The organism is Salipiger abyssi (genome assembly GCF_001975705.1).
Classification (GTDB): Bacteria; Pseudomonadota; Alphaproteobacteria; order Rhodobacterales; family Rhodobacteraceae; genus Salipiger; species Salipiger abyssi.
In genome coordinates this window covers 2,838,826-2,862,346 of the sequence record NZ_CP015093.1, presented here as the reverse complement: position 1 = coordinate 2,862,346, position 23,521 = coordinate 2,838,826, and the positions used below count along the sequence as shown (strand labels likewise).

The 23,521-nt window shown below is 68.4% G+C and carries 15 protein-coding genes and 1 pseudogene; 9 read left to right on the top strand and 7 right to left on the bottom strand.

Features of this window, described 5'->3' with window-relative positions; translation table 11 throughout:
• Position 1 precedes the first annotated feature (1 nt).
• Entirely contained in the window at positions 2 to 835 is an 834-nt protein-coding gene (gene ypfJ, locus Ga0080574_RS17460) for a KPN_02809 family neutral zinc metallopeptidase (RefSeq protein ID WP_076702712.1), read from the bottom strand.
• A 90-nt stretch (positions 836 to 925) separates the two neighbouring features.
• Positions 926 to 2,455: an ankyrin repeat domain-containing protein gene (locus Ga0080574_RS17455; protein WP_076702710.1), complete on the bottom strand. Its 1,530-nt coding sequence runs from the start codon at positions 2,453 to 2,455 to the stop codon at positions 926 to 928.
• Between the two features lie 237 nt (positions 2,456 to 2,692).
• Between Ga0080574_RS17455 and Ga0080574_RS17450 the strand changes: the two are divergent.
• Positions 2,693 to 4,459, top strand: a pseudogene (locus Ga0080574_RS17450) (DNA polymerase III subunit gamma/tau); the annotation flags it as partial.
• 3 nt (positions 4,460 to 4,462) lie between these two features.
• On the opposite strand, the gene Ga0080574_RS17445 reads toward Ga0080574_RS17450, so the two are convergent.
• Entirely contained in the window at positions 4,463 to 5,368 is a 906-nt protein-coding gene (locus Ga0080574_RS17445) for an NAD-dependent epimerase/dehydratase family protein (RefSeq protein WP_076702705.1), read from the bottom strand.
• 233 nt (positions 5,369 to 5,601) lie between these two features.
• Between Ga0080574_RS17445 and Ga0080574_RS17440 the strand changes: the two genes are divergently transcribed.
• Positions 5,602 to 7,407: an autotransporter assembly complex protein TamA gene (locus Ga0080574_RS17440; protein WP_076702703.1), complete on the top strand. Its 1,806-nt coding sequence runs from the start codon at positions 5,602 to 5,604 to the stop codon at positions 7,405 to 7,407.
• On the top strand, positions 7,404 to 11,168 hold the full coding sequence (locus tag Ga0080574_RS17435) for a translocation/assembly module TamB domain-containing protein (RefSeq protein WP_076702701.1): 3,765 nt from the start codon (positions 7,404 to 7,406) through the stop codon (positions 11,166 to 11,168). Before Ga0080574_RS17440 ends, Ga0080574_RS17435 begins: the two co-directional genes overlap by 4 nt.
• A gap of 77 nt (positions 11,169 to 11,245) precedes the next feature.
• Here the strand turns inward: Ga0080574_RS17435 and Ga0080574_RS17430 are convergent, their stop codons facing one another.
• The 3 genes from Ga0080574_RS17430 to eutB form a co-directional block, all read right to left on the bottom strand.
• On the bottom strand, positions 11,246 to 15,292 hold the full coding sequence (locus Ga0080574_RS17430) for an ExeM/NucH family extracellular endonuclease (RefSeq protein WP_076702698.1): 4,047 nt from the start codon (positions 15,290 to 15,292) through the stop codon (positions 11,246 to 11,248).
• A 299-nt stretch (positions 15,293 to 15,591) separates the two neighbouring features.
• The gene (locus Ga0080574_RS17425) at positions 15,592 to 16,551 is read right to left on the bottom strand and encodes a cyclodeaminase (protein WP_076702696.1); all 960 of its coding nucleotides are present in this window, start codon (positions 16,549 to 16,551) and stop codon (positions 15,592 to 15,594) included.
• Positions 16,548 to 17,516 (bottom strand): hydroxyectoine utilization dehydratase EutB, encoded by a 969-nt coding sequence (gene eutB, locus Ga0080574_RS17420; RefSeq protein WP_076702694.1) that lies wholly within the window; start codon positions 17,514 to 17,516, stop codon positions 16,548 to 16,550. Before eutB ends, Ga0080574_RS17425 begins: the two co-directional genes overlap by 4 nt.
• A gap of 114 nt (positions 17,517 to 17,630) precedes the next feature.
• Between eutB and Ga0080574_RS17415 the strand changes: the two genes are divergently transcribed.
• From Ga0080574_RS17415 to Ga0080574_RS17400, 4 genes are all read left to right on the top strand, one after another.
• The gene (locus Ga0080574_RS17415; protein WP_076702692.1) at positions 17,631 to 18,110 is read left to right on the top strand and encodes an Lrp/AsnC family transcriptional regulator; all 480 of its coding nucleotides are present in this window, start codon (positions 17,631 to 17,633) and stop codon (positions 18,108 to 18,110) included.
• Positions 18,111 to 18,278: 168 nt separating this feature from the next.
• Positions 18,279 to 19,151: an aldose 1-epimerase family protein gene (locus tag Ga0080574_RS17410; RefSeq protein WP_076702690.1), complete on the top strand. Its 873-nt coding sequence runs from the start codon at positions 18,279 to 18,281 to the stop codon at positions 19,149 to 19,151.
• Positions 19,152 to 19,220: 69 nt separating this feature from the next.
• Entirely contained in the window at positions 19,221 to 20,093 is an 873-nt protein-coding gene (locus Ga0080574_RS17405) for a TIGR01459 family HAD-type hydrolase (RefSeq protein WP_076702687.1), read from the top strand.
• Between the two features lie 140 nt (positions 20,094 to 20,233).
• Positions 20,234 to 20,677, top strand: coding sequence for a MaoC family dehydratase (locus Ga0080574_RS17400; RefSeq protein ID WP_076706040.1), 444 nt, complete (start codon positions 20,234 to 20,236; stop codon positions 20,675 to 20,677).
• Between the two features lie 138 nt (positions 20,678 to 20,815).
• On the opposite strand, the gene Ga0080574_RS17395 is transcribed toward Ga0080574_RS17400, so the two are convergent.
• Positions 20,816 to 21,856, bottom strand: coding sequence for an NAD(P)/FAD-dependent oxidoreductase (locus Ga0080574_RS17395; RefSeq protein ID WP_076702685.1), 1,041 nt, complete (start codon positions 21,854 to 21,856; stop codon positions 20,816 to 20,818).
• A gap of 47 nt (positions 21,857 to 21,903) precedes the next feature.
• On the opposite strand from Ga0080574_RS17395, the gene mnmC2 reads away from it, so the two are divergent.
• Positions 21,904 to 22,575: a tRNA (5-methylaminomethyl-2-thiouridine)(34)-methyltransferase MnmC2 gene (gene mnmC2, locus Ga0080574_RS17390; protein ID WP_076702683.1), complete on the top strand. Its 672-nt coding sequence runs from the start codon at positions 21,904 to 21,906 to the stop codon at positions 22,573 to 22,575.
• Entirely contained in the window at positions 22,575 to 23,441 is an 867-nt protein-coding gene (locus Ga0080574_RS17385; RefSeq protein WP_076702681.1) for a DMT family transporter, read from the top strand. Before mnmC2 ends, Ga0080574_RS17385 begins: the two co-directional genes overlap by 1 nt.
• Positions 23,442 to 23,521 lie beyond the last annotated feature (80 nt).

Genomic DNA, 23,521 nt, shown 5'->3' with positions numbered 1-23,521 from the left:
CTCAAAGCCGGTCCGCCGCGAAACTGTCGCAGGCACCGGGATCGCCGGCTTCGTAGCCGCGCGCGAACCAGCGCTCGCGCTGCTCCGAAGTGCCGTGGGTGAAGCTGTGCGGCTGCGGCACCCGGCCGGCGCGGCGCTGCAAATGATCGTCGCCGATCATCCGCGCCGCGTTCAGCGCCTCCTCGATATCGCCGGGCTCCAGCAAGCCGTCCACATGGGTGGCCCAGACCCCGGCGAAGCAATCGGCCTGCAATTCCAGCCGCACCGTCAGCGCATTGGCCTGCACCTCGCCCACCGCCTGCCGCGCCTCGTTGACCTGCGCCAGAATACCCAGCTCGTTCTGGACGTGATGCGCCACCTCATGCGCGATCACATAGGCCGCCGCAAAATCGCCGCGCGCGCCGAGCTGCTGCGACAGCGTGGCAAAGAACTCGGTATCGAGATAGGCCTTGCGGTCGACGGGGCAGTAGAACGGCCCGGTCGCGCCGCTGGCACCGCCGCAGGGCGATGCGGTCTGGCCCAGAAACAGCACCAGCACCGGCGGCGTATAGCTGCGGCCCAGCTGTTCCTCGAAGATCCGCCCCCAAACGTCTTCGGTCGTGGCCAGAACCTGCGCCGAAAACTCCGCCGCGCGCTCCTCCTCGGCGGTGGGTTCGCGCCCGGCGTCCGACTGCTGCGTCGCACCGTCGAGCAGCGGCGTGACATCGACCCCCGCGAAATAGCCGATGGCCAGCACAAGCAGCAGCGCGACACCGCCGAAGGAGGCTTTCCCGCCTCCCCCGGCACCGCGCCGGTCCTCGACATTGCGGCTCCGCCGGACGCCCCTGAGACGCATACCCAATCCCTCACAACCAATGACTTTCGCAGGGATGATACGCAGAACCGGCGGCGGCAGAAAGGAAAATGACCGGCGCGGCGTCCGAGGTCAGACCACCTGCCCCGGATGCGCCTCGGCCCAGTCCCGCAGGAACGCCGCCACATCCGCACGCCCTGCCCCGCGCAGCACCGCGCGCGGCAGCGCCACCCCGGCCCGCAGCGCCAGTTCGAGACAGGCGATATGATCGCATCCGTCGCGCCGAGGCGCGTTTTCCGAGCCGTGCAGGATGGTCGAGAGCAGCGTGCCGCCATGGCCGTTGATATGCGACAGATCCGGACGCAGGCTCAGGAAATAGCCCATCACCTCCGGGCTGCCGGCCCAGCCGGCGGACTGCACCGGTGTCACCCCGTCCTGGGGCCCCGGCGCGTCATAGGGCACGCCCAGCGCCACCAGCGCGCGGATTTGCGGCAGATGCGCTGCGCTGTCGGCGATCTCGCGCAGGATATCGCGGCAGGCGGGCGGGATCGCCGCGGGGTCGAGATACTCGCCGGGGCTTTCCAGCCCCTCCGCCGCGCGCGCCAGCAGCGCCTCCTCGCGCGACAGCGGCGTCGCGAAGCCGCGCGCCTCCATAGCGTCCGCCACCGCCCGGCTGCCATAGACCCGGGCATAGGCATAGGGTGTCATCCACTGCCACTGCCCGCGCGGATCGGCCCCGGCCTCCAGCAGCAGCTCGACCATGCGCCGGTCGCAGCCACGCCGGGCCGCCTGGAACAGCGCCGGGATCACCCAGGGCGCCTCGCCGCCCACCTCCTCGGCGTTGAACTCATCGACCCGCGCGCCGTGGGCAATGAGCATCTCGACCGCTGCATGATCGTTGAAATCCAGCGCCCGCAACAGCGCATTGGTGCCCGCCGGATCCGCGCCATGCGCCAGCAGCATGCGCAGCCCTTCGTGATGGCCGAGCTCGGTGGCGTGATAGAGCGACTCGCCGTCATCGGGATCGGCGCCATGCTCCAGCAGCCAGCGCACCATGGGCATATTGTCCGCCGCGATGGCGCCGTAGAGCGCCGAGAGCAGATGCGCCTCACCCTCGCGATGCGGATAGCCGTCATTCACATCGGCGCCATGGGCCAGCAGCAGCTCGGCCACCGCCAGCATATCCGCCTCCAGCCCGGGGCGCTCGTGGATCCAGCGCGAGAAGGCCAGATGCAGGATCGGGCTGCGCGGGCCGTGCCGGGCGACCGCCAGCGCGGGATTTTCCGCCAGCGCTGCCGCCACCGCCTCGCGAAGGTAAAGCGCGCATTGCAGGCCAAAGAGCCCGTCGGCAAGATCGGGAGTGTCTTCCAGCAACTGCGCCGCCACCCGGGTCTGCCCCTGAAACAGCGCCACTTTCAGCCGCTGCACGCTTGCGGCGCGGTCGAGCCCCTGGGTCTCGGCGGCGAGCTTCAGCCGTGGCCAGCTTTCGAATCCGTTCTCGCGCGCCACCACGTGCAGGAAATCGGCGCGCTTCATGCCAGACAGCGTGGCGCGCGGCGGATACACGCGCAGCCGCTCCAGCGCCCAGGGCGCGCCGGATTCGAACCCGCGTTGCAGGCGTTTGGCGTCGAAACGCAGCGAATCGAGAGAGATCTCGGACATGGTCGGTTACCTCCGTGACCGCCCGATGGTCCGCTAAGCCGGGCGAAGGAAACCGAATTTTCATCGAAAATCCGAAAGGCAGGTGCGGGCGCTTTCCGCGGACCGGGCGGCCCCCTGCCGGCGGGCCTGCGCGCAGGATAGGCAAAAGCGCGACCGGCGCAATCGGCTTTTGCGCGACAGCCGGTTTACCTTGGCCCGCGCCGCGCATACCTTGGCCGCAACCCCGCAGCGCAAAAGGCCACCATGTCCGACCAGAGCCCGAAATATCAGGTCCTCGCCCGCAAATACCGCCCCGAGACCTTTGCCGATCTCGTCGGTCAGGACGCCATGGTGCGCACGCTGAAAAACGCCTTCAAGGCCGGGCGCATCGCGCAGGCCTTTATCATGACGGGCATTCGCGGCACCGGGAAGACCACCACCGCGCGGATCATCGCCAAGGGCATGAACTGCATCGGTCCCGACGGCAATGGCGGCCCCACCACCGAGCCATGTGGCCAGTGCGAGCATTGCACCGCCATCATGGAGGGCCGCCATGTCGACGTGATGGAGATGGACGCGGCCTCGAATACCGGCGTCAACGACATCCGCGAGATCATCGACTCGGTGCATTACCGGGCGGCTTCTGCGCGCTACAAAATCTACATCATCGACGAGGTGCACATGCTCTCGACCAGCGCGTTCAACGCGCTGCTCAAGACGCTGGAAGAGCCGCCGGCGCATGTGAAATTCATCTTCGCCACCACCGAGATCCGCAAGGTGCCGGTGACCGTGCTGAGCCGCTGCCAGCGCTTCGACCTGCGGCGGATCGAGCCCGAGGTGATGATCGCGCTCTTGCGCAAGATCGCCACCTCCGAGGAGGCCGAGATCACCGACGACGCGCTGGCACTCATCACCCGCGCCGCCGAGGGGTCGGCCCGCGACGCGACCTCGCTGCTCGATCAGGCAATCTCGCATGGTGCCGGTGAGACCACCGCCGATCAGGTCCGCGCCATGCTGGGGCTCGCGGACCGGGGCCGGGTGATGGATCTTTTCGAGAAGATCATGCATGGCGATGCGCCCGGCGCGCTGACCGAACTCAGCGAGCAATATGCCGACGGTGCCGACCCGCTGGCGGTGCTGCGCGATCTGGCGGAGCTGACGCACTGGACCTCGGTGGTCAAGATCACGCCGGAAGCCGCTGAAGATCCGACGATTTCTCCCGACGAGCGCGCGCGCGGCCAGGCGCTGGCGGCCAATCTCGGCATGCGGGCACTGACCCGCATGTGGCAGATGCTGCTCAAGGCGCTGGACGAGGTGGCGCAGGCGCCCAACGCCATGATGGCCGCCGAGATGGCGGTGATCCGGCTCACCCATGTGGCCGAGCTGCCCTCGCCCGAAGAGCTGCTGCGCAAGTTGCAGGACACCCCGCCGCCGCCCAACCCGGGCCCCGGCGGAGGCGGCGGTTACGCGCACGGCCCCTCGGGCGGCGCCAATGCGATGGGCGGCCCGGCGCCGACCCATGCGGCGCCCTCCGGCCCGGTGGCGCATCAGGGCAATGCTGTGCGCGCGGTCGCGCCCGAGGCGGCGCTGGCGCACTACCCGAGCTTCGAGCATGTGATCGAGCTGATCCGCGCCAATCGCGACGGGCTTTTGCTGGCGCAGGTGGAACGCCATGTCCGCCTCGCCGCCTATCAGCCCGGGCGGATCGAGTTCACTCCCGATGATGGCGCGCCGGCGGATCTGGCACAGAAGCTGGGCTCAGCGCTGCAACGCTGGACCGGCAACCGCTGGGCGGTGATCCTGGTCAATGGCTGCGAGGCGCCCACCGTCTATGAAAAGGAACACGCCGCCGAGCTGGCGCTGAAGGCCGAGGCGCGCGAGCACCCGCTGGTGCAGGCCGCGCTCGCGGTCTTCCCCGAGGCGGAAATCCTCAAGGTGCACACTGCCGAAGAGGCCGCGCAGGAGGCCGTCGCCGAGGCGCTGCCCGAGGTCGAGGACGAGTGGGACCCGTTCGAGGAGGACTGAGCCTCAGCCCATCGCCGCGACGGTGCGGCGCAGCCCCTCTTCGATATCGACCTGCGGCGCCCAGTCGAGCAGCGCGCGGGCGCGGTCGATCTTCAGCACGTTGGATTTGATCTCGCTGTCGAGCGGTTCGCGTTGCAGCACCAGCTCGCGCCCCGTCACCTCCTGCACCAGCGCCACCAGCCTTGCCAGCGAGGTGCCCTGCCCCGTGCCGATATTGAGCGTCACGATCCGCTCGGGGAAGGCCAGCGCGCAGACCCGCGCCACCGAACGGCAGAAATCCGAGACATGGATATAATCGCGCAGGCTCTCGCCGGTGCCAAAAAGCTTGAAGGGCGCGCCGGTCTCCAGCGCGTCGAGCAGGATGTTCACAACGCCATAGCGCGGCCCGGCCAGCGGCGAGCCATAGGCATTGGCCAGCCGCAGGATCGTCAGGCGAAAGCCGTGGCGGTTGGCGAGCAGCGTCAGCCCCTGCTCCACCGCCATCTTTTGCAGCGCGTAATGGGATTTCGGCTGCAACGGCGCGGTCTCGGCAATCGGCAGCTCGTCGGTATCGCCATAGACCCCGGCCGAGGAGACATAGACCAGATGCCCGGCCCAGCCGCGCGCCACCAGCGCCTCGGCAAAGCCGATCTGCGGCTCGATCTCGCGGCGGCTGAGATCGGCGAAATCGGCAAAGGCCACGCGCGGGCTGGCGAGCCCGGCGCAATGCACGATGGTGCTGTCGCGGTCGTCGTCGGGCAGCCAGTCCGGCGCCAGCACGTCGGGCGTGACGATCTGCGCGAGCCCGGTCTCCGTGACCGGCAGATCGCGCCGCGCAACCCCGGTGACGGGCGCCGCCTGCGTGCCCAGATGCGCCAGAAGCTCATAGCCCAGCACGCCGGAGGTTCCGGTGATATAGATACGCGCCATGCGCTGCCCCCTCATGCCTGCGGATCCGGTTCCGACCGGGATAGAAGCTGGCGCGGGCACAGGCAAGCACTGCGGTTTCGAACAGACAGCCGACCAGCCTATGCACCCTGCGCATCCTCGCACAGCCCACAAGATATGCTTGCGCACACTAGCGTCTGCGCTAGCTCTGCCATAGAGTGGCGGAGCGCCGATTTGCGCGCATTCGCTCGTTTGGCCAGAGGAGAGGACTTCCAGTGACCCTACGGCGCATTCCGATGGCCCTTGGCCTTGCCCTGTGCCTCGCCAGCGGCCCGGCCGCCGCATTTGACAGCCTGAATTTCTCCACCCCCGCCATGGACGAGGATCTGCGCGCGCAGATCAAGAGCAACTCCGCCCTCGCCGCCGCGCAGGACGAAGGCCGGGTCACCGGGCAGGATGCGCTGGCAGCGGCGCTTTCCGATTACGGCATCCTGGTCGAAACGCTCTATGCCAACGGCTACTACGGCGGCACGGTGAGCATCCTGCTCGACGGGCGCGAGGCCTCCGACATTCCGCTGCTCTCGACACCGGACATGGTGAATACCGTCGTGGTCACGGTCACCACCGGTCCCAAGTTCAAGTTCGGCAACACGCGGCTGCAACCGCTGGCGCCGGGCACCGAGCTGCCCGAGGGCTTTGCGCCCACCTCCACCGCGCGCTCCGGGCTGATCGGCGATGCCGCCAACGCCGCCATCGACGGCTGGCGCCAGCTCGGTCATGCCAAGGCCGAGCTTTCGCGCCAGCAGATCACCGCCAACCACACCAATAGCCGGATCGACGTCGACATGATCGTCGCCCCCGGCCCCGAGCTGCGTTTTGGTCGCCTCGTCACCGTCAATGACAGCGCCGTGCGCACCGCCGCGCAGCGCCGCATCGCCGGCCTGCCCAATGGCGAACGCTTCGACCCCGACGAGCTGACCGAAGTCACCCGCCGCCTGACCGCCACCGGCGCCTTTTCCAGCGTCACCGTGACCGAGGCCGAGACCGCCAACCCCGACGGCACGCTGGATATCGAGCTGCGCGTTGCCGATGCCAAGCCGCGCCGCTTCGGCTTCGGTGCCGAGATCTCCTCGCTCGAAGGGCTGGCGCTCAGCAGCTTCTGGATGCATCGCAACTTCATGGGCGGCGCCGAGCGCCTGCGCATCGAAGGCGACATCTCCGATATCTCGAACAATACCGGCGAGATCGACGCCGGCCTCTCGGCGCGGCTCGAAGTGCCCGCCGCCATCGCCCGGCTCGGCCCCGATACCGACGCCTTCTTTCAGGCCGCTCTGTCGACCGAGAACGAGCCGACCTATTCCGCCGACAGTCTCGAACTGACCGCCGGCCTCACCCGCCGCTTCAACGAGGATCTGAGCGCCGAGATCGGCCTCGGCCTAATCTATTCCGAAACCGACGACGATCTCGGGCATCGCGAGTTCCTGCTCTTCACCATGCCGCTGTCGCTCACCTGGGACAAGCGCGACAACGATCTCGATCCGCGCTCGGGCTGGTATGTCGGCACCGAGCTGACGCCGTTCCTCGATATCGACGGGCCCGGCGACGGCGCGCGCTTCTACGCCGATCTGCGCGGCTATTACGGGCTGGGCGAAAACAAGGGCACGGTGCTGGCCGGGCGGGTGCAAGCCGGTTCGGTCATGGGATCGGAGCTGACCGAGACGCAGCCGGAATTCCTGTTCTACTCCGGCGGCGCCGGCACGGTGCGGGGCCAGCCCTATCAGTCGCTCAATGTCGATCTCGGCGGCGGCGACGAAAGCGGCGGGCGCAGTTTCCTCGGGCTCTCCGCCGAGATCCGGCAGGATATCGGCGAAACCTGGGGCCTCGTGGCCTTTGCCGATGCCGGGTTCATCGGCGAAGGCAGCACGCCCGGCAGCGATGGCGACTGGCATTCCGGCGCCGGGCTCGGTCTGCGCTATCAGACCGGCATCGGTCCGCTCAGGCTCGACGTCGCCGCCCCCACCGGCGGCAGCAACGACACCGGCGGCGTGCAGCTTTATCTCGGCATAGGTCAGGCATTTTGAAACGCTTTCTACTTCTGCTCTCGCTGCTCTTCGGTCTTGCCCTGCCGGCCCACGCGCAGGACGAGGACGAGGGCACACGGCTCGAACGGCTGATCGAGGACGCGCTCTCCTCCGAGGGGATGAATGTGCAGGTGCGCGGCTTTCGCGGCGCGCTGAGCGCACAGGCGACCATGGACCGCATGACCATCGCCGACGAGGACGGCGTCTGGCTGACGCTGGAGGATGCGGAGCTCGACTGGAGCCGCGCCGCGCTGCTGACCGGCCGGGTCGAGGTCAATGCCCTCACCGCGGCGCGGCTGGAGATCGCCCGGCTGCCCGCCTCGGGCAGCGACGCGCCCACGCCGGAAGCCAGCGGCAGGAGTTTTTCGCTGCCCGAGCTGCCGGTCTCGGTGAATATCGGCGAATTTGCCATCGAGCGCGTCGAGCTCGGCGCGCCGGTGATCGGCGAGGAGATCGCGCTCGGCATCGCCGGATCGGCGCAGCTCGCCGGCGGCGAGGGCAATGCCGAGCTCTCGGTGCAGCGGATCGACGGGCCGCGCGACGCGCTGACCTTTACCGGCAGTTACGCCAACGAGACGCGCCGGCTGAGTGTCGATCTGGCGCTGGAGGAGGCGGCGGGCGGCCTGCTGACCACCAGGGCCGGGCTGCCCGGCGCCCCGGCGCTGCGGCTGACCCTGCAGGGCGATGATCCGCTCGACGATTTCACCGCCGACCTGGCGCTCGCCACCGACGGGCAGGACCGTTTCGCCGGGGAGATCACGCTTCAGGGTGCCGCCGAAGAGGGCTATCGCTTTGCCGCCGATCTGGCCGGCGACCTGCGCCCGCTGCTGCCCGAGGACCAGCGCGCCTTTCTCGGCGCGCGCCAGTCGCTGCGCACCAATGGCATGCTCGAATCCGGCGGCGCCCTCGCGCTCGACGAGCTGGACCTGCGAACCGCCAGCCTTGCACTGACCGGCGCGGCGCGGATCGGCGCCGATGGCTGGCCCGAGCGGCTGGCGCTCGACGGGCGCATCGCCTCGCAGGATGGCAGCCCGGTGCGGCTGGCCTTCGCAGAGCAGGTGACCCGGCTCGACGAGGCGACGCTGACGCTGGACTATGACGCCGCAGAGGGCGACGGCTTCACGCTGGAGATGCTGGCGCGCGGGCTCGACCGGCCCGAGATGGCGCTGCGCGAGGCGCGGATCACCGGCGAGGGCAGCATCGACCGCAACGCCGGCAGCCCCCTGCCCGGCCAGGTACAGGGCCGGCTGGCGATGGACGCAAGCGGGCTCACGCTTGCCGACGCGGCGCTGGCCCGTGCCGCCGGCGAGGCACTGCGCGGCACGCTGCAATTCGACTGGCAGGAAGGGGCGCCGCTGCGTCTCACCGATATCGACCTCAGCGGCGCCGGGCTGGATATCGCCGGCGATATCACCTTCTCCGGCCTGTCGCAGGGCGACGACCCCGCCATCGAACCGGATATCACCCTGCGCACCAGCGGTCTGGATCGCTTTTCCGGCCTTGCCGGGCGCGATCTTGGCGGCGCGGCGGATCTCGCGCTCAGCGGCCATTTGGAGCCGCTTTCGGGCCGCTTCGATCTGGCGCTCGACGGCAGCGCCACCGATCTCTCCGCCGATATCGCGCAGCTCGACGGGCTGCTCGCCGGGCGCGTGGCGCTCGTCACCAATATGGAGCGCAGCGAGGCCGGCACCTTCCTGCGCCGGCTGGAGATCGACGGCCCCGGCATCGGGCTTACCGCGCAGGGCGAATACCGCACCGATGCCAGCTCTGGCCGTTTCGAGCTCAGCCTGCCCGAGCTGTCGCGGGTGCAGCCCGGCATGAGCGGGAGCGCCTCGCTGAGCGGCGGTTTGCAGGAAAGCCCCGGTGATTACGCGCTGACCTTCAACGCCACCGGCCCTGGAAACACGCGCGCCAATGGGGATCTGACCGCCACGAAAGCCGCCGATGGCGGCATCGGCCTCCTGCGCTTTGCCGGCACGGCCGCCGCCGACGCGCTCTCGGCCTATGCGCCGCTGGCCGGACGCCCACTGCGCGGCAGCGCCAGCTTCGACGGCACCGCCTCCTACAGCCTCGCCGACGGGTCGCTGAGTGCAGACGGCACGCTCAACACAAACGATGTCGGGCTGGGGATCGCCCAGGCCGACGCGCTGCTTGCGGGCGACGGTCAGGCAACGGTCTCGGTCAAGCGCGACGGCAACGGGCTGATCACCGTCGAACGGCTCGATCTCAGTACCCCCGAACTGACCGCCACCGCGAGCGGCAGCATGGCGCAGCAGGGCGACAGCGCACTGACCTATGACGTGGCACTGCGCGATCTGGGGCTCCTCGTCGAGCAGCTCCCCGGCCGCGCCACAGCCACCGGCACGCTGAGCGCCAGCGGCGCCGGGCCGTGGCAGGTCGACACCAGCGTCACCGCACCCGGCGGCACCGAGGCGCGGATCTCCGGCAGCCTCGCCCGCGCCTTCGACAGCGCCAACCTAGCCATCGACGGAACCGCGCCGCTGGCGCTGGCCAACCGTATCGCGGCGCCGAACCTGCTGTCGGGGCTGGCCCGGCTCGACCTGCGACTGAACGGTCCTCTGGCGCCCAGCTCGCTCTCGGGCAGCATCCAGGTGAACGGCGCCGAGGTGGTGCTGCCGGGCCCTGCCCTGACGCTGACCAATGTGGATATCTCCAGCACGCTTGGCGGCGGACAGTCGCAACTGACGGTCGAGGGTCAGCTCTCCTCGGGCGGCACGCTGCGCACCGTGGGCACCGTGAGCCTCGCCGCGCCCTTCAACGCCGATCTGAGCATGCGGCTGCGCGATCTGGTGTTGCAGGACCGGCGCCTATTTCAGGCCAATGCCGAGGGCGACATCACCGTGCAGGGTCCGCTGGCAACTGGCCCGCGTATCGCCGGCGCGATCGACATTCTCCAGGCCGAGCTGCGCATCCCCGAAACCGGGCTCGGGCCCGGCAGCCGCAGCTTTACCCTGACCCATATCGCCGAGCCCGGCGCCGTGCGGCAGACCCGCGCCCGCGCCGGGCTGCTGGAGGCAAGCGAGAACGGCGGCGGCGCGCCCTATGTCCTGCCGCTGGATCTGGAAATCCGCGCGCCGTCGCGGATCTTTGTCCGTGGCCGCGGGCTCGACGCGGAACTCGGCGGCACGCTGCGCCTGACCGGCACCTCGCAGGATATTGTGCCCGTGGGCCGCTTCGAGCTGATCCGGGGGCGGCTCGACATTCTCGGCCAGCGCCTGACGCTGGAGACCGCGATCCTGCGGCTCACCGGCAATTTCGACCCGACGCTCGAGGTCGAGGCCACCACCGAACGCGACGGCACGGTGATCACCGTGGCGCTGGAGGGTCAGGCGACCTCGCCCGAGGTGAGCTTTCGCTCGAACCCCTCGCGCCCCGAGGAAGAGGTGCTGGCCCTCCTGCTCTTTGGCCGCGACGTGTCGGAGCTTTCGGCACTTCAGGCGCTGCGCATCGCGGCGGCGGTGAACACGCTGGCCGGCAAAGGCGGCGAGGGCATCGTCGGCAATCTGCGCCAGGGCTTCGGGCTCGACGATTTCGACGTGACCACCGACGATCAGGGCAATGCCGGGCTGCGGCTGGGCAAATATATCAGCGATAATGTCTATACCGATGTGGAGATCGGCTCGGACGGCAACACAGATGTGAACCTGAACATCCAGATCAACCGCAACATCAAGGCGCGCGGTCAGGTCTCGACCAGCGGCAATACCGGCTTCGGGGTGTTCTTCGAAAAGGATTACTGAGCGCCCCCCTCCGCCAGACATGAAAACGCCGCGCTGTGACAGCGCGGCGTCTTTGGTTTCGGGTTCAGGGCCTCGGCTCAGGTGAGCAGATCGAAGCTGTCCGGCGTCAGATCCAGCCCGAGGATCAGCGGGTCGTGATCGGAGGACGCAAACAGGCTGTCCTCATAAAAGCCCGGATCGTTGAACGCGCTGTTGTAGCTGAGCAGATCCGGCTCGTCGGCATTGATATGCCACTCGGTCAGACCGGTGACATCGCCCGCAAGCCCGGCGGAGGCCACCGCCTGATCGAGCGCGCCCTGCTGGCCGTCGAACACATAGCTATAGGCGTTCTCGGTACCGATGAAGGCGTCGATGAGGTCCACCATATCCGGATCGTCGGTCAGGGTCTGGACCGGGTCTTCCTGAGCATAGGCGTTGAAATCGCCCATCAGCAGATAGTCGGTGACGCCTCCGCCATTATAGGCGGTTTCGACCCAGTCCTGCACTTCGCCCGCCGCATCGGCGCGCACCGCGTTCCAGAACCCCTGGCCATCGCCCTGATCGTAGTTCGGATCGCTGGTCAGCGCGTCGATATCGGCCTGGGTGATCCCCATGCCGCCATTGTCGAGATAGTCCTGCGCGGCGGCGACCAGATCGACCAGCCCGCTATCGCCCTTCGACTTGAAATGGTTCGAGACGATGGTGAAGCGCTCGCCCGTCTCGGGATCCTCGAAGGTGGCGGCGACGGAGGGGCGGTTGCGCTGGAAATCGCCCAGCCGGTCGCCCGCCGGCACCACCGCGTTCAGCACCTCGGCCAGCGCATAGGTGGTGGCTGCCGAAGGCTCGTCGAAGACGATGTGGTCGGAGGCAACCAGCGTCAGGCTGGTCGTATCGTAGATGATGCCGGTGGTGATTGCATCGGTGCCGATATAGCCGTCGGGATCGCCGCCGGTGGGATCGACAAAGGCATAGCTGGCGGAGAGCCCGCGCAGCGCCGCCTCGGCGTTCAGCGCATCGACCAGCGTGTCGATGGCCGAACCGTCGGCAAAGCCGCCATTCTCCAGCTCCTGCAAGGCAAGCGCCTCGGCTCCGGTGCCCAGAATGGCATCGACCAGCGACGCGGTCTGGCGATCGAGATCCGCCGCGGTTCTGGCGCCGCGCGGATCCAGGCTGTTCGGCCCGACCCCGCCGCTCAGCGTGGTGAAATAGTTCAGCACGTTGACCGAGGCGATCTGGAGATCGCCCCCCACCGGATCGGGCACCGCCTGACGCGCGCCACTATTGGTGCTCTCGTCGATATCGAGCTGGCCATCGATCACCAGACGATACTCGCCATAGGCATAGCCCATCGCCCCGGTGACCGGCGCGTTGAGCTCGGCCCCCAGTCGCAGCGTCGGCCCGTCGGCGGTAAAGGTATCCCCCGCGTCGAGATAGCCATTGCCATTGTCGCCCGCCGTGGCGTTGGGGATGAAGGTAAAGGCATCGGGGTTCTGAGACGACACGCCATCGTCGATCAGCAGGCGGTTGTTGGTGTTGGCCTCCATCAGCGCCTGGATCTCTTCGGCCTCGGTCTGGGCGTCGTAGAGCTGCGTAGGCTGCATCTGGGTGCCGGCCGAGAGCACGATTTCGCCGTAGCGGTCGAGATTGAAATTCTCGATCACCGTCAGACGTTCGTCCGCGACACCGCTGTCGAGTGTCACGCGCATGCCCTCGATGGCCTCGAAATCCTGCGCCACATCCGGGCTGAGCAGCACCGCCGCCGCTGTGGGCAGCGCATTGCCCGAGGACACCACACGCACCGTTTCCTGATCGATCTGGGTTTCGCCGAAATATTCCTCGACCGCGCCGCGCAGGATCACATGATCGCCCACCGCCGGGTTGTCGCCCCCGGTGAAGACGAAGACGCCTTCGGAAGTGCCGGCGTCGCCGTCGCTATCGGCATCCTCTTCCTGAAGGTAATAGCCGCTGCCGGTGACCTGCGTGACAATGGCCGATACGGTGACCACCTGATTGACATAGTCGCTGGCGGCACCGCTGCCCTGGATGGTGGAAATCAGCGTCAGGTCGTCATCGTCCAGCACGGTGACCGAGGCGCTGGCATCGGTCAGGCTGCCATCGGAGGGATTCGACAGGATCACATCGAAAAGCTCGTCATCCTCGACGGTGAGATCGCCGGTCACCTCAAGCGTGAAGGTCGCGCAGGTCTGGCCGGCGGCAAAGCTGACGGTGCCCGATGGCAGCGTGCCGCCGAAATCCGCCGCATCGACCTCGCCGCCGACGGTGAAATCGACGCTGCCCGCCGCACTCACATCGCCGCTGCGGGTGATCTGGAACGTGTAACCGGCGGTACCGCTGTCGCCCTCGAACGCATCCTCGCCGAGCGCCGCAATGGCGTATTCGGTGGGCTCCACGGGGGCGCTGCCGCCGCCCGCCGCCTCGATCACCAGGTTCTGCATGGCAAACGCCTCGGACCCGCCATCGGCCTCGGCGGTCAGCGTGACGTTCAGCACAGACCCGGTACCGGCGATATCCGCGCTCAGCGTTTGCAGCACGTTGGACAGCACCTCAGCCGTCCCCGCCACGGTCAGCGGATCGTTCAGCGAGAAGGTGTTGCCCCCGGCCAGAGTGTAGTCGAGCGAGGCGGCCTCGTCGGCGACGAAGTCGAACAGGATGGTCTCGGACCCGCCATCGATATTGTACGTGATCGTGAAGCTGTCGGAGCTTTCGAAATCCCCCATGGCGCCGACATCGACCGCGAGCGACAGGTCGCTATAGCCGCCGATATCGAAGCTCCAGCTCGCCGAGACCGGGCCGTTATTGTCGCCGTTCTGGGTGTCGGTGACGCCGAAGAACGTGTCGGTGTTGGAGGCCGAGTCGATGATGCCCAGCGAATCCGGCGCGTACACCCCGGCGCTGTCGTCGAGCACGGCGAAGGGGATCGAGCCGCCGGTCGCGACCGAGAACAGGCCGAACCCGTCCCCCGCGCTGCCAAAGACCGGCGCGGTGTTGCTGTAGCCGACAAGGTTCTGGCTGGCGCTGCCCACCATGTCATAAGCGACGGTCTGGCGGCCCGCGAGCGGCGCGGCCTGAACCGCCACCTGAACGGCGCGGCTGACGCTGCCGCCGTTGCCGTCGCTGACGGTGATCTCCACATCATAGCGATTGTCGGCACCGTGATCGAGCGGTGCGCCGGCCTCGGGCGCGGAGAGGAAAGCCAGCGTGCCGGTGGCCGCGTCGATCCCGAACAGCGCGGCATCGGCCCCGCCGGTGATCGCGTAGCTCAGCGTGTCGCCCTCGGCATCGGAGGCGGCCAGCACGGTGGGCGCCTCGGCATTGCCCTCGATCAGGCAGATGCTGTCGACTGTCAGCAGCGACGGCGCGTCGTTCTCGCCCGCGATGGTGACCGTGACGGTTGCGGTATCGGTGCCGCCTTTTCCGTCATCGACGGTGTAGGTGAAAGTATCGGTCGCGGTTTCGCCGGCGCCCAGATGGTCGAACAGCGTGCCCGGATCGTAGCTGACCTGCGTGCCGTCCAGCGACACCGTGGCACCCGACGCGCTGAGACCGTCGACGGCAGACACCGCCATGGTATCGCCATCGAACTCGCGGTCATTGGCGAGCAGCTGCGCGGTGTCGATGACCAGCGCACCGTTCTCCGACGTGGAGACCGCATCGTCGGCGGCGAGAACGGCGTTGTTGGTGCCGTCGAGATAGAGCGTGTAGTCGTCCGCGCGGAAATACAGCGCCTCGATACCGGTCAGCATATCGCGCCCGGCATCGGCGACACCCGGCGAGACAGAGGTCACGATGACCGGTCCGGTAACATGCCCCGGGCGATGTCCGAAACCATGCCCGAAACCGTGGCCATGGCCATGGTTGTGCTGCCAGGGCGACCCGATCCGGTACTCCAGGACCGAACCGGCATAGACCGCCGTGTCCGATCCGCGTCCGCCGACGATCAGGTCGTTCCCGGCACCGCCTTCCATCAGATCATCCCCGTGACGCCCGAGAAGCAGATCGTTGCCGCCCAGCCCCGAGATCGTGTCGTCACGCATGGACCCGAGCAAAATGTCTCTCCGCTCCGTGCCCGTGATAGTTGTATTCCAGAACCCGGCGCGCGGGGCGCCTCTATGAAAATGACCCATGGTGATTCCCTGATGTACTCGCTGCCCGGGTGATGGCAGGGCTTTGTTACAGTTTTTCGTTGTTCAGGAAGATTGCGTCAGCCCAGGCAGCAAATCCATATGAAATCAGGATTTTCCGCCGCCTCCTCACCCCCTGAAGCATGGATGGGCAGGGTTTCGCCCATCGCGACAAAGGTGACGTCGCGTCCCTCCTGGGCTGACACCAGACGCAGGCCGCAGCGGCGGGCCGGGTCTGCCGAAAAAATATGCTATCGCTCTAAACGTGTGCTGCCTCAGGCCTCCCGGGCCCGGCCAACCGCTCAGTCGAAGGCGGACAGCGCGTGGGTGGCAATCGCGGTGTCCTGCACCCCGGTGCCGGTCAGATCGGCAATGGTGATCTGATCGGGTGCGGTGCGCCCCGGGTGGCGGCCGGTGATGACATCGCCCAGTTCGGGAATGCCATCGGCGTTCTGCACCGTGCCAGCCGCCAGCGCGGCGCGCAGCTCGCCCTGCGTGCGGGTCTGGCTGACCCGGTCGGCGACATAGAGGTCCGCGCGGGCGAGGCATTCCGGATCGAGCTCGCCCTTGCCGGGCTGGTCGCTGCCCATCGCGGTGACATGCTGGCCCGGGCGCAGCCATTCGGCGCGCAGGATCGGCTCGGTCGCGGGGGTCGTGGTCACGATCACCTCGCCAAAGGCGGCGGCCTCGGCGGGATCGGCACAGGCCCGCACGCGCAGCCCCTCCTCGCTCAGCTCTGCCGCCAGTGCGCGCGCCTTTTCGGGATCGCGCGCCCAGATCGCCACATCCTCGATCGGGCGGACCAGCCGCAGCGCCTGCAACTGCATCCGCGCCTGAAGCCCGGCCCCGAAGATCGTCGCCCGCCGCGCGCCCTCGGGGGCCAGATGCCGCGCTGCCACGCCGCCGGCGGCGGCCGTGCGCACATCGGTAAGATAGCCGTTGTCGAGCAATACCGCCCTTACCCGGCCCGTCTCGGTCGACAGAACCACCATCAGCCCCGAGGTCGAGGGAAGCCCCTTGGCCGGGTTGTCGAAAAACCCCGGCGAGATCTTCACCGCAAAACCCGGCAACCCCGGCACATAGGCGGTCTTCACATCGACCTCGCCATTGAGATCCGGCATATGCATCGACAGGATCGGCGGCATCTCGACCCCGCCGCCGGCGAGGGTCGCAAAGGCGCGCTCGACCACATCGATGGCGGCGAGATCCAGCGCGATGCGCGCCCGCAGGTCGGTTTCGTGCAGAATGCGGATGTCGCTCATGATGTCTCCCCGACGATCTCCCGGTGCAGCGCCGGGTCGATATTGCCGCCCGAGAGCAGCAGGACCAGCGGGCCACCTCTGGCACGCAGCTTGCCCGCCAGCACCGCCCCGGCACCGACGGCGGCGGCGCCCTCGACCGTCTCACCGTCTTCGCGCGCGAGATGGCGGATGCCGGCGGCGATCTCGGCCTCCGAGAGCAGGATCATCCCGTCCATAAGGTCACGGCAGAGCGCAAAGGTCAGCCGGTTGTCGCGCCCGATGCCGCCGCCGAGGCTGTCGGCAAGGGTTTCCACCTCCTCGACCTCGACCGGATGCCCGGCGCTGAGGCTTGCCGCCATGGCCGCGCCGCGTTCCATGCTGATGCCGATGATGCGGATCTCCGGTCGCCGCGCCTTGGCCGCCAGCGCGACACCGGCCAGCAGCCCGCCGCCGGAGAGCGGGATGGCGAGGGTGGCGGCATCGGGCAGCTGGTCGAGAATCTCCAGCCCCAGCGTGCCCTGCCCGGCGACGATATCGGGGTGATCGAAGGGCGGGATGAGCGCAAAGCCCTCCTCGCGCTCCAGCCGCCGCGCCTCCTCGAACGCCTCGTCCTGGCTCGCCCCGGTCACCCGCGCCTCGGCGCCGAGCGCGGTGATCGCGGCGCGTTTGTTCTCGGGCACCAGACGCGAAACGCAGATCACCGCCGGCAGCCCCACCTGCCGCGCCGCATAGGCGAGCGCCCTGCCGTGATTGCCGGTGGAGGCGGTGGTGACGCCGGCCACATCTCCCAGCCGCGCCACCGCATTGGCGGCGCCGCGCAGCTTGAAGGCGCCGGTCTCCTGGTGATGCTCGCATTTCAGCCAGACAGGCCCGCCCGCAAGCTCCGACAGCGCGGGTGACTGTTTGACCGGGGTCAGGCGCACCCTGTCCCGGATCCGCGACCGCGCCGCTGTGACGTCGTCGAGAGTGACCATAAGCCCTGCCATTGCCCCTTTGCCGCAGCATTGGCCGGGCCCGTCGCAATGTCCAGTGCCGCCTCCCGGAGGCTTGCGAGGGTTGTCCAGATTGACAAACCCGCCGCCGACCGGAACAAGCAGACTATGAATGCCACCCGCCTCGACGCCAGAGACATCGCCATCCTAGCAACCCTTTGCCGCGAGGGCCGCATCGCCAAGACCGAGCTGGCGGCGCGGGTGAACCTGTCGCCCACCCCCTGCTGGGAGCGCATGAAGCGGCTGGAGCAGGTCGGGCTGATCCGCGGCTACCGCGCCGAGATCGACCTCGCCGGCATCGGCCCGCATGTGCAGGTCTTCGTGACCGTCGAGCTGGAGAGCCACCGGGCGGAAAGCTTTCAGATCTTCGAGCGCACGGTGGCGCGGCTCGACGCGGTGACCGGCTGCTGGGCCATCGGCGGCGGCTACGATTATCTCATGCAGGTGGTCGCGCCGGACGTGGCGGCGTTCCAGACTCTGATGGACGGGCTCCTGGAAAGCCGCGCCGGGGTGCGGCGCTATTACAGCTATATCGTGACAAAGCCGGTGAAGGACGAGCCGCCGGCGATGGGCCTGTTGCGCGGCTAGCCGGTCGCGTGTCCGCCTCTGACGGGGCTGCGGTTGGCAGATTGCCTGCCGCTACGGCGCCACACGGGGACGGTACCGGGGCCCTTTGGAAAACAGACCCCGGAGGTGGCTGGCCTCCGAGCGCACTCTGCGGCACTGTGCGCCTATCGGACACGCGCAGGAGCCCCCATGGACCCCGATCTCATCCGCATCGCAAGCGATCGCCTCACCGCCACCGTCTCGCCGCTCGGCGCCGAGATGCAGAGCCTGCGCACCGCCGGGGGCGCCGATCTGCTCTGGCACGGCGATCCGGCCTGGTGGAGCGGGCGCGCGCCGATCCTTTTCCCCATCGTCGGCAAGGCTCCCGGTGACCGCATCGCCGTGGGCGATCACGAGGCCGATATGCGCCAGCACGGCTTTGCCCGCCGGTCGCGCTTTGAGCTCGATGCACAGGGCGCAGACAGTTGCCGCCATGTGCTGCGTGACAGCGCCGAGACCCGCGCGCTCTACCCCTTCGCCTTCGAGCTGGCGGTCAGCCATGCGCTCGCCGGCGACAGGCTCAGCGTCAGCGTCGAGATCGCCAACCGCGACCCGAAGCCCATGCCCTTCGGCTTCGGCTTTCACCCGGCCTTTGCCTGGCCGCTGCCCGGCGCCGGGGGCGCGCCGCACGAGATCCGGCTCGACAATGGCGCGGAACCGCCGATGGCGCGGCTGCAAGACGGGCTGCTGCCGCCCGACCGCGAACCCTCGCCGTTTGCGGCTGGCCGGCTGGTGCTGGCGCCCGAGCAGTTCGACGCCGATGCGATGATCTTTCCCGAGGGCGCCGGCGACGGGCTGCGCTACGGTGTGCCCGGCGGGCCGGAACTGGCTTTCAGCTTCGAGAACCTGCCCAACCTGGCGCTCTGGACGATCCCCGGCGCGCCCTATCTCTGCGTCGAGCCCTGGCACGGCATGGCCGCCGCAACCGGCGCCTCGCCGCAGATCGCCAAGCGGCCCTTCAGCCTCTCGCTCGCGCCCGGCGATACCGCGCGCTTTGCCTGGCACGTCACCGCGCATCTCTGAGCGCCGCAGGGACTGGCCAAGCAGGGGGGCGACGCCTATCAAGGGGCCAGATGTCAGCCAGAGGCCCCCATGACCCAGATCATCCGCGCGCTTTCCGAGATTTCCGGCAATTACGAGGCGATGTTCGTCGACCTCTGGGGCTGTGTGCATAACGGCGTCACCGCCTATCCCGAAGCGGTCGAGGCGCTGCGCGCCTATCGCGCCGATGGCGGCGTGGTGGTGCTGGTCACCAACTCGCCCCGCGCGCGCGCCGAGGTCTATAAACAGCTCGAGGGCTTCAACGTGCCCGAGGATTGCTGGGACAATATCGCCAGTTCCGGCGATTCCGCCCGCGCCGCGATGTTCACCGGCGCGGTGGGCAACAAGGTCTGGTTCGTCGGCGTCCCGGCCGAGGCGCCGTTCTTCGAGCCGATGAAGCTGATCACCGACCCGGTGGCGATCGAGCGGGTGGCGCTGGAAGACGCCGAGGGCATCGTCTGCACCGGCCCCTTCGACGCCGCCGCCGATCCGGCCACGCTGCGCCCGCAACTTCTTTATGCCAAGCAGATGGGGCTGAAGCTGCTCTGCGCCAATCCCGATATCGTGGTGGACCGGGGCGAGCGGCGTGAATGGTGCGCGGGTGCGGTGGCGGCGCTCTATACCGAGATGGGCGGCGAGAGCCTCTATTTCGGCAAGCCGCACCCGCCGATCTACGACCTCGCCCGCCGCCGGCTCTTCGAGGTGGCGCCGGATCTGACCGATCCGTCGATCCTGGCCATCGGCGACGGGGTCAAGACCGACATTCTCGGCGCCCAGGGCGAGGATATCGATTCGCTCTTCATCACCGGCGGACTCGCGGCGGAGGAGACCCTCACCGACGAGCACCCGCATGAGGAGGCGCTGCTGGCCTTCCTCGGCCGCGAGGGCATCACGCCGACCTATTCCATCGGCTTCCTGCGCTGATCCGACCCCGCCCGCCACAGGACTTTCGTGCCATGGCGGGCGAATTCTCTTGATTTTCTGCGACCGCGAAGTAATAAAGTTACCCGAAACTGGCGTCATGCCGATTATTTATTACCGGGCCGAGAATCATGGAGGCTGAGATGTTCGATAATTTCCCGCGCGGGACGATCTGCATCGAGGATATCGAGATGGGGATGACCCGCCATCTGCGCAAACATGTTACGGATCGCGATATCGAGCTGTTCGCCGAGGTCTCGACCGACCGGAACCCGGTACATCTGGACGACGATTACGCCCATGACACGATCTTCGAGGGCCGCATCGCGCATGGCATGCTGACCGCCGGGCTGATCTCGGCGGTGATCGGCGAGCAGTTGCCCGGGCACGGCACGATCTATATGGGCCAGACGCTGAAATTCCTCGGCCCGGTGCGCCCGGGCGATACCGTCTATGCCGAGGTGAAGGTCACCGGTATCGACCACGCCAAGCGCCATGTGACGCTGGATTGCCTCTGCACGGTGGACGGCAAGAAGGTGCTGGTGGGCGAGGCCAAGGTGCTGGCGCCGTCGCGCAAGTTCGATTGACGCGGACGGTGGGTTGAACACCCACCCTATGCGGAGGGGCAGGTGCTCTTCCGGAACGACTCCAATAGCAGCGCGTAACCGTAGGGTGGGCAATCTGCCCACCGATCCGTCTCGCGCACGCGCGGAAAACGAGACGATCTAGAGCGAATCCTCCACGCGGAATCCCGCCGGGATCTCGTCACGCCCCTCCAGCACCAGCGCGGTCATGACCTGCGCCACCTTGGGCGCCACGCCGAAGCCGATCTTGAAACCGCCATTGGCGATGTAATGCCCGTCGCGCCCCGGCCAGCGCCCCAGCATCGGCGCCCGGCTCCTGGCGCGCGGGCGCACCCCGGCCCAGCGCTCCACCACCTCGGCGCCATGCAGCACCGGCATCGCCGCCACCGCGCGCTCGATCAGCCCGTCGCATTGCGCGTCGGTCGTATCCGGGGCGTCGAACTCCCGCTCCGAGGTCGAGCCCAGCGCCACCGTGCCATCGTGATGCGGCACGATATGCAGCCCGCCGGCAAAGACCTGCGGCACATCGCCCGCATGGTGACGCAGCAGCAGCGACTGCCCCTTCACCCCGTTGCCGACCGGCTTGCCCAGCTCCTCGGACAGATCCAGCAGCCCGCGCCAGCCGGTCGCCCAGATCACCGCGCCCTCGTCCGGCGCCTCGGTGACGATCTCCACGCCCATCGCCGTGAGCGCCGCCACCAGCGCCGCCCCCGCCCGGCGCGGCGACATGCGTGCGCTCAGCGTGTCGCGGATCAGCCAGCCGGTGGGCGTCAGCGGCGCCCAGGCGCCCGCCGCCTCCGCCGCGATCACCTCCCAGACCGCCGCCGCGCCCCAGAGCTCCCGCGCCGTGCCTTCGCGCGCGCGGGCCAGCTCCAGCGCCCGGTCGTCGGCCACCGGTTGCAGCCTCCCGCTGCGGGCATAGTCGGGCGAGACCCCGCCGACCTCTTCCACCTCGGCCCAGAAACGTTCGGCCATGAGCAGGCTGTCGAGCTGGAACGCCTTCTTCGGATTCCAGTTCTCCGGCACATGCGGCGCCAGCGCACCGACCAGCCCGCCGCTCGATCCCGCTCCCGGCCCTGCCGGATCCACCACCCGCACGGACGCGCCCGCCCGCGCGCAGGTCCAGGCGATGGAAAGGCCGAAAATCCCCGCACCGCGCACCGTCACGTCCCGACTTGCCATTCCTGCGCCTCCCGTCCAATCTCGCGCCAGTTCTAGGACAGACGATCATGACCTACCAGCCTGATGCGCCGCTCTGGCGCGATGGCGGGGTGCCGGTGTCGCCCCGCTTCGACGATCCCTATTATTCGCTGGAAAACGGGCTCGCGGAGACCCGCCACACATTTCTTGCGGGCAACGGCCTGCCGGAGCGGTTCCGCGACGGGTTCCATATCGCCGAGCTGGGGTTCGGCACCGGGCTCAACCTGCTGGCAGCGCTGCATCTCTGGCGCGAGGCGGCCACGCCCGGCACGCTGCGGGTCACCAGTTTCGAGGCCTTCCCCATGGCCGCCGACGACATGATCCGCGCCCAGGCCGCCTTTCCCGAGCTGGCCGGGATCGCCGCCGAGCTGGCGCCGCACTGGCGCGCCGGCGTGCGCGAGATCACGCTGCCGGATCTCACTTTCCGGATGATCGCCGGCGACGCGCGCGAGACCCTGCCGCGCTGGGAAGGCGTTGCCGATGCCTGGTTTCTCGACGGGTTCTCGCCCGCGAAGAACCCCGAGCTCTGGGGGCCGGAGCTGATGGAAGAGGTGGCGTGCCATACGGTGCCTGGTGGCACGGCGGCGACCTATACGGCGGCGGGCCATGTCCGTCGCGCGCTGGCGGCAGCGGGGTTCGAGGTCAGCCGCGAACCGGGCTACGGGCGCAAACGACACATGAGCGTGGCGAGGCGCGGCTGATGGCGGAACAGAATACAAGGCTCGGCATCTGGCTGATGGTCGCCACGACCCTCGTCTTCGCCTTGCAGGACGGTATCTCGCGGCATCTGTCGGCGACCTACAATGTCTATATGGTGGTGATGATCCGCTACTGGTTCTTCGCCGCATTCGTGATGACCGTGGCGGCACGCCAGGCCGGCGGGCTGCGCGCCGCGGCGGCCACGACCCAGCCGATCCTGCAAAGCTTTCGCGGCGTGCTGCTGGTGGCCGAGATCTGGGTCATGGTGACCGCCTTCGTACTGCTCGGGCTGACCGAGAGCCACGCGGTCTTTGCCGCCTATCCGCTGCTGATCGCGGCGCTGTCCGGGCCGGTTCTGGGGGAAAAGGTCGGCTGGCGGCGATGGGCCGCGATCGGCGTGGGCTTTGTCGGGGTGGTGATCATCCTGCAACCCTCGGGCGGTGTGTTCTCGCCCTATGCCGCGGTGCCGCTGCTGGCGGCGCTGATGTTCGCGCTCTACGGGCTGCTGACCCGCTACGTGGCGCGCAAGGACAGCGCCGCGACCTCGTTCTTCTGGACCGGCGTTTCCGGCGCGATCACCGCCACGCTGGCGGGCATGTGGGTATGGGAGCCGATGAGCGCGCCCGACTGGGGCTGGATGGTGCTCCTGTGCTTCACCGGTGCGCTGGGGCATTTCACCCTGATCAAATGCTACGAGGTGGCCGAGGCCTCGGCGGTGCAGCCCTTCGCCTATCTGCAACTGGTCTTCGCCGCGACGCTGGGCATGCTGGTTTTCGGCGAGACGCTGCGCCCCAATGTGGCGCTCGGCGCGGCCATCGTCGTGGCGGCGGGGCTCTTTACGCTGTGGCGGGCGCGGCAGAAGGGCTGAGCCCGCCCCGTCGAAAGCGCGCCGCCCTCTGGCATCCGCGACACGGGGCCTTTATCTAGGGGACAGAGCAGGCAAGAGGG

Coding starts and splice junctions, on each gene's coding strand:
- ypfJ (WP_076702712.1), bottom strand. CDS start 835: ATGCGTCTCAGGGGCGTCCGGCGGAGCCGCAATGTCGAGGACCGGCGC.
- Ga0080574_RS17455 (WP_076702710.1), bottom strand. CDS start 2,455: ATGTCCGAGATCTCTCTCGATTCGCTGCGTTTCGACGCCAAACGCCTG.
- Ga0080574_RS17445 (WP_076702705.1), bottom strand. CDS start 5,368: ATGGCGCGTATCTATATCACCGGAACCTCCGGCGTGCTGGGCTATGAG.
- Ga0080574_RS17430 (WP_076702698.1), bottom strand. CDS start 15,292: ATGGGTCATTTTCATAGAGGCGCCCCGCGCGCCGGGTTCTGGAATACA.
- Ga0080574_RS17425 (WP_076702696.1), bottom strand. CDS start 16,551: ATGAGCGACATCCGCATTCTGCACGAAACCGACCTGCGGGCGCGCATC.
- eutB (WP_076702694.1), bottom strand. CDS start 17,516: ATGGCAGGGCTTATGGTCACTCTCGACGACGTCACAGCGGCGCGGTCG.
- Ga0080574_RS17415 (WP_076702692.1), top strand. CDS start 17,631: ATGAATGCCACCCGCCTCGACGCCAGAGACATCGCCATCCTAGCAACC.
- Ga0080574_RS17410 (WP_076702690.1), top strand. CDS start 18,279: ATGGACCCCGATCTCATCCGCATCGCAAGCGATCGCCTCACCGCCACC.
- Ga0080574_RS17405 (WP_076702687.1), top strand. CDS start 19,221: ATGACCCAGATCATCCGCGCGCTTTCCGAGATTTCCGGCAATTACGAG.
- Ga0080574_RS17400 (WP_076706040.1), top strand. CDS start 20,234: ATGTTCGATAATTTCCCGCGCGGGACGATCTGCATCGAGGATATCGAG.
- Ga0080574_RS17395 (WP_076702685.1), bottom strand. CDS start 21,856: ATGGCAAGTCGGGACGTGACGGTGCGCGGTGCGGGGATTTTCGGCCTT.
- mnmC2 (WP_076702683.1), top strand. CDS start 21,904: ATGACCTACCAGCCTGATGCGCCGCTCTGGCGCGATGGCGGGGTGCCG.
- Ga0080574_RS17385 (WP_076702681.1), top strand. CDS start 22,575: ATGGCGGAACAGAATACAAGGCTCGGCATCTGGCTGATGGTCGCCACG.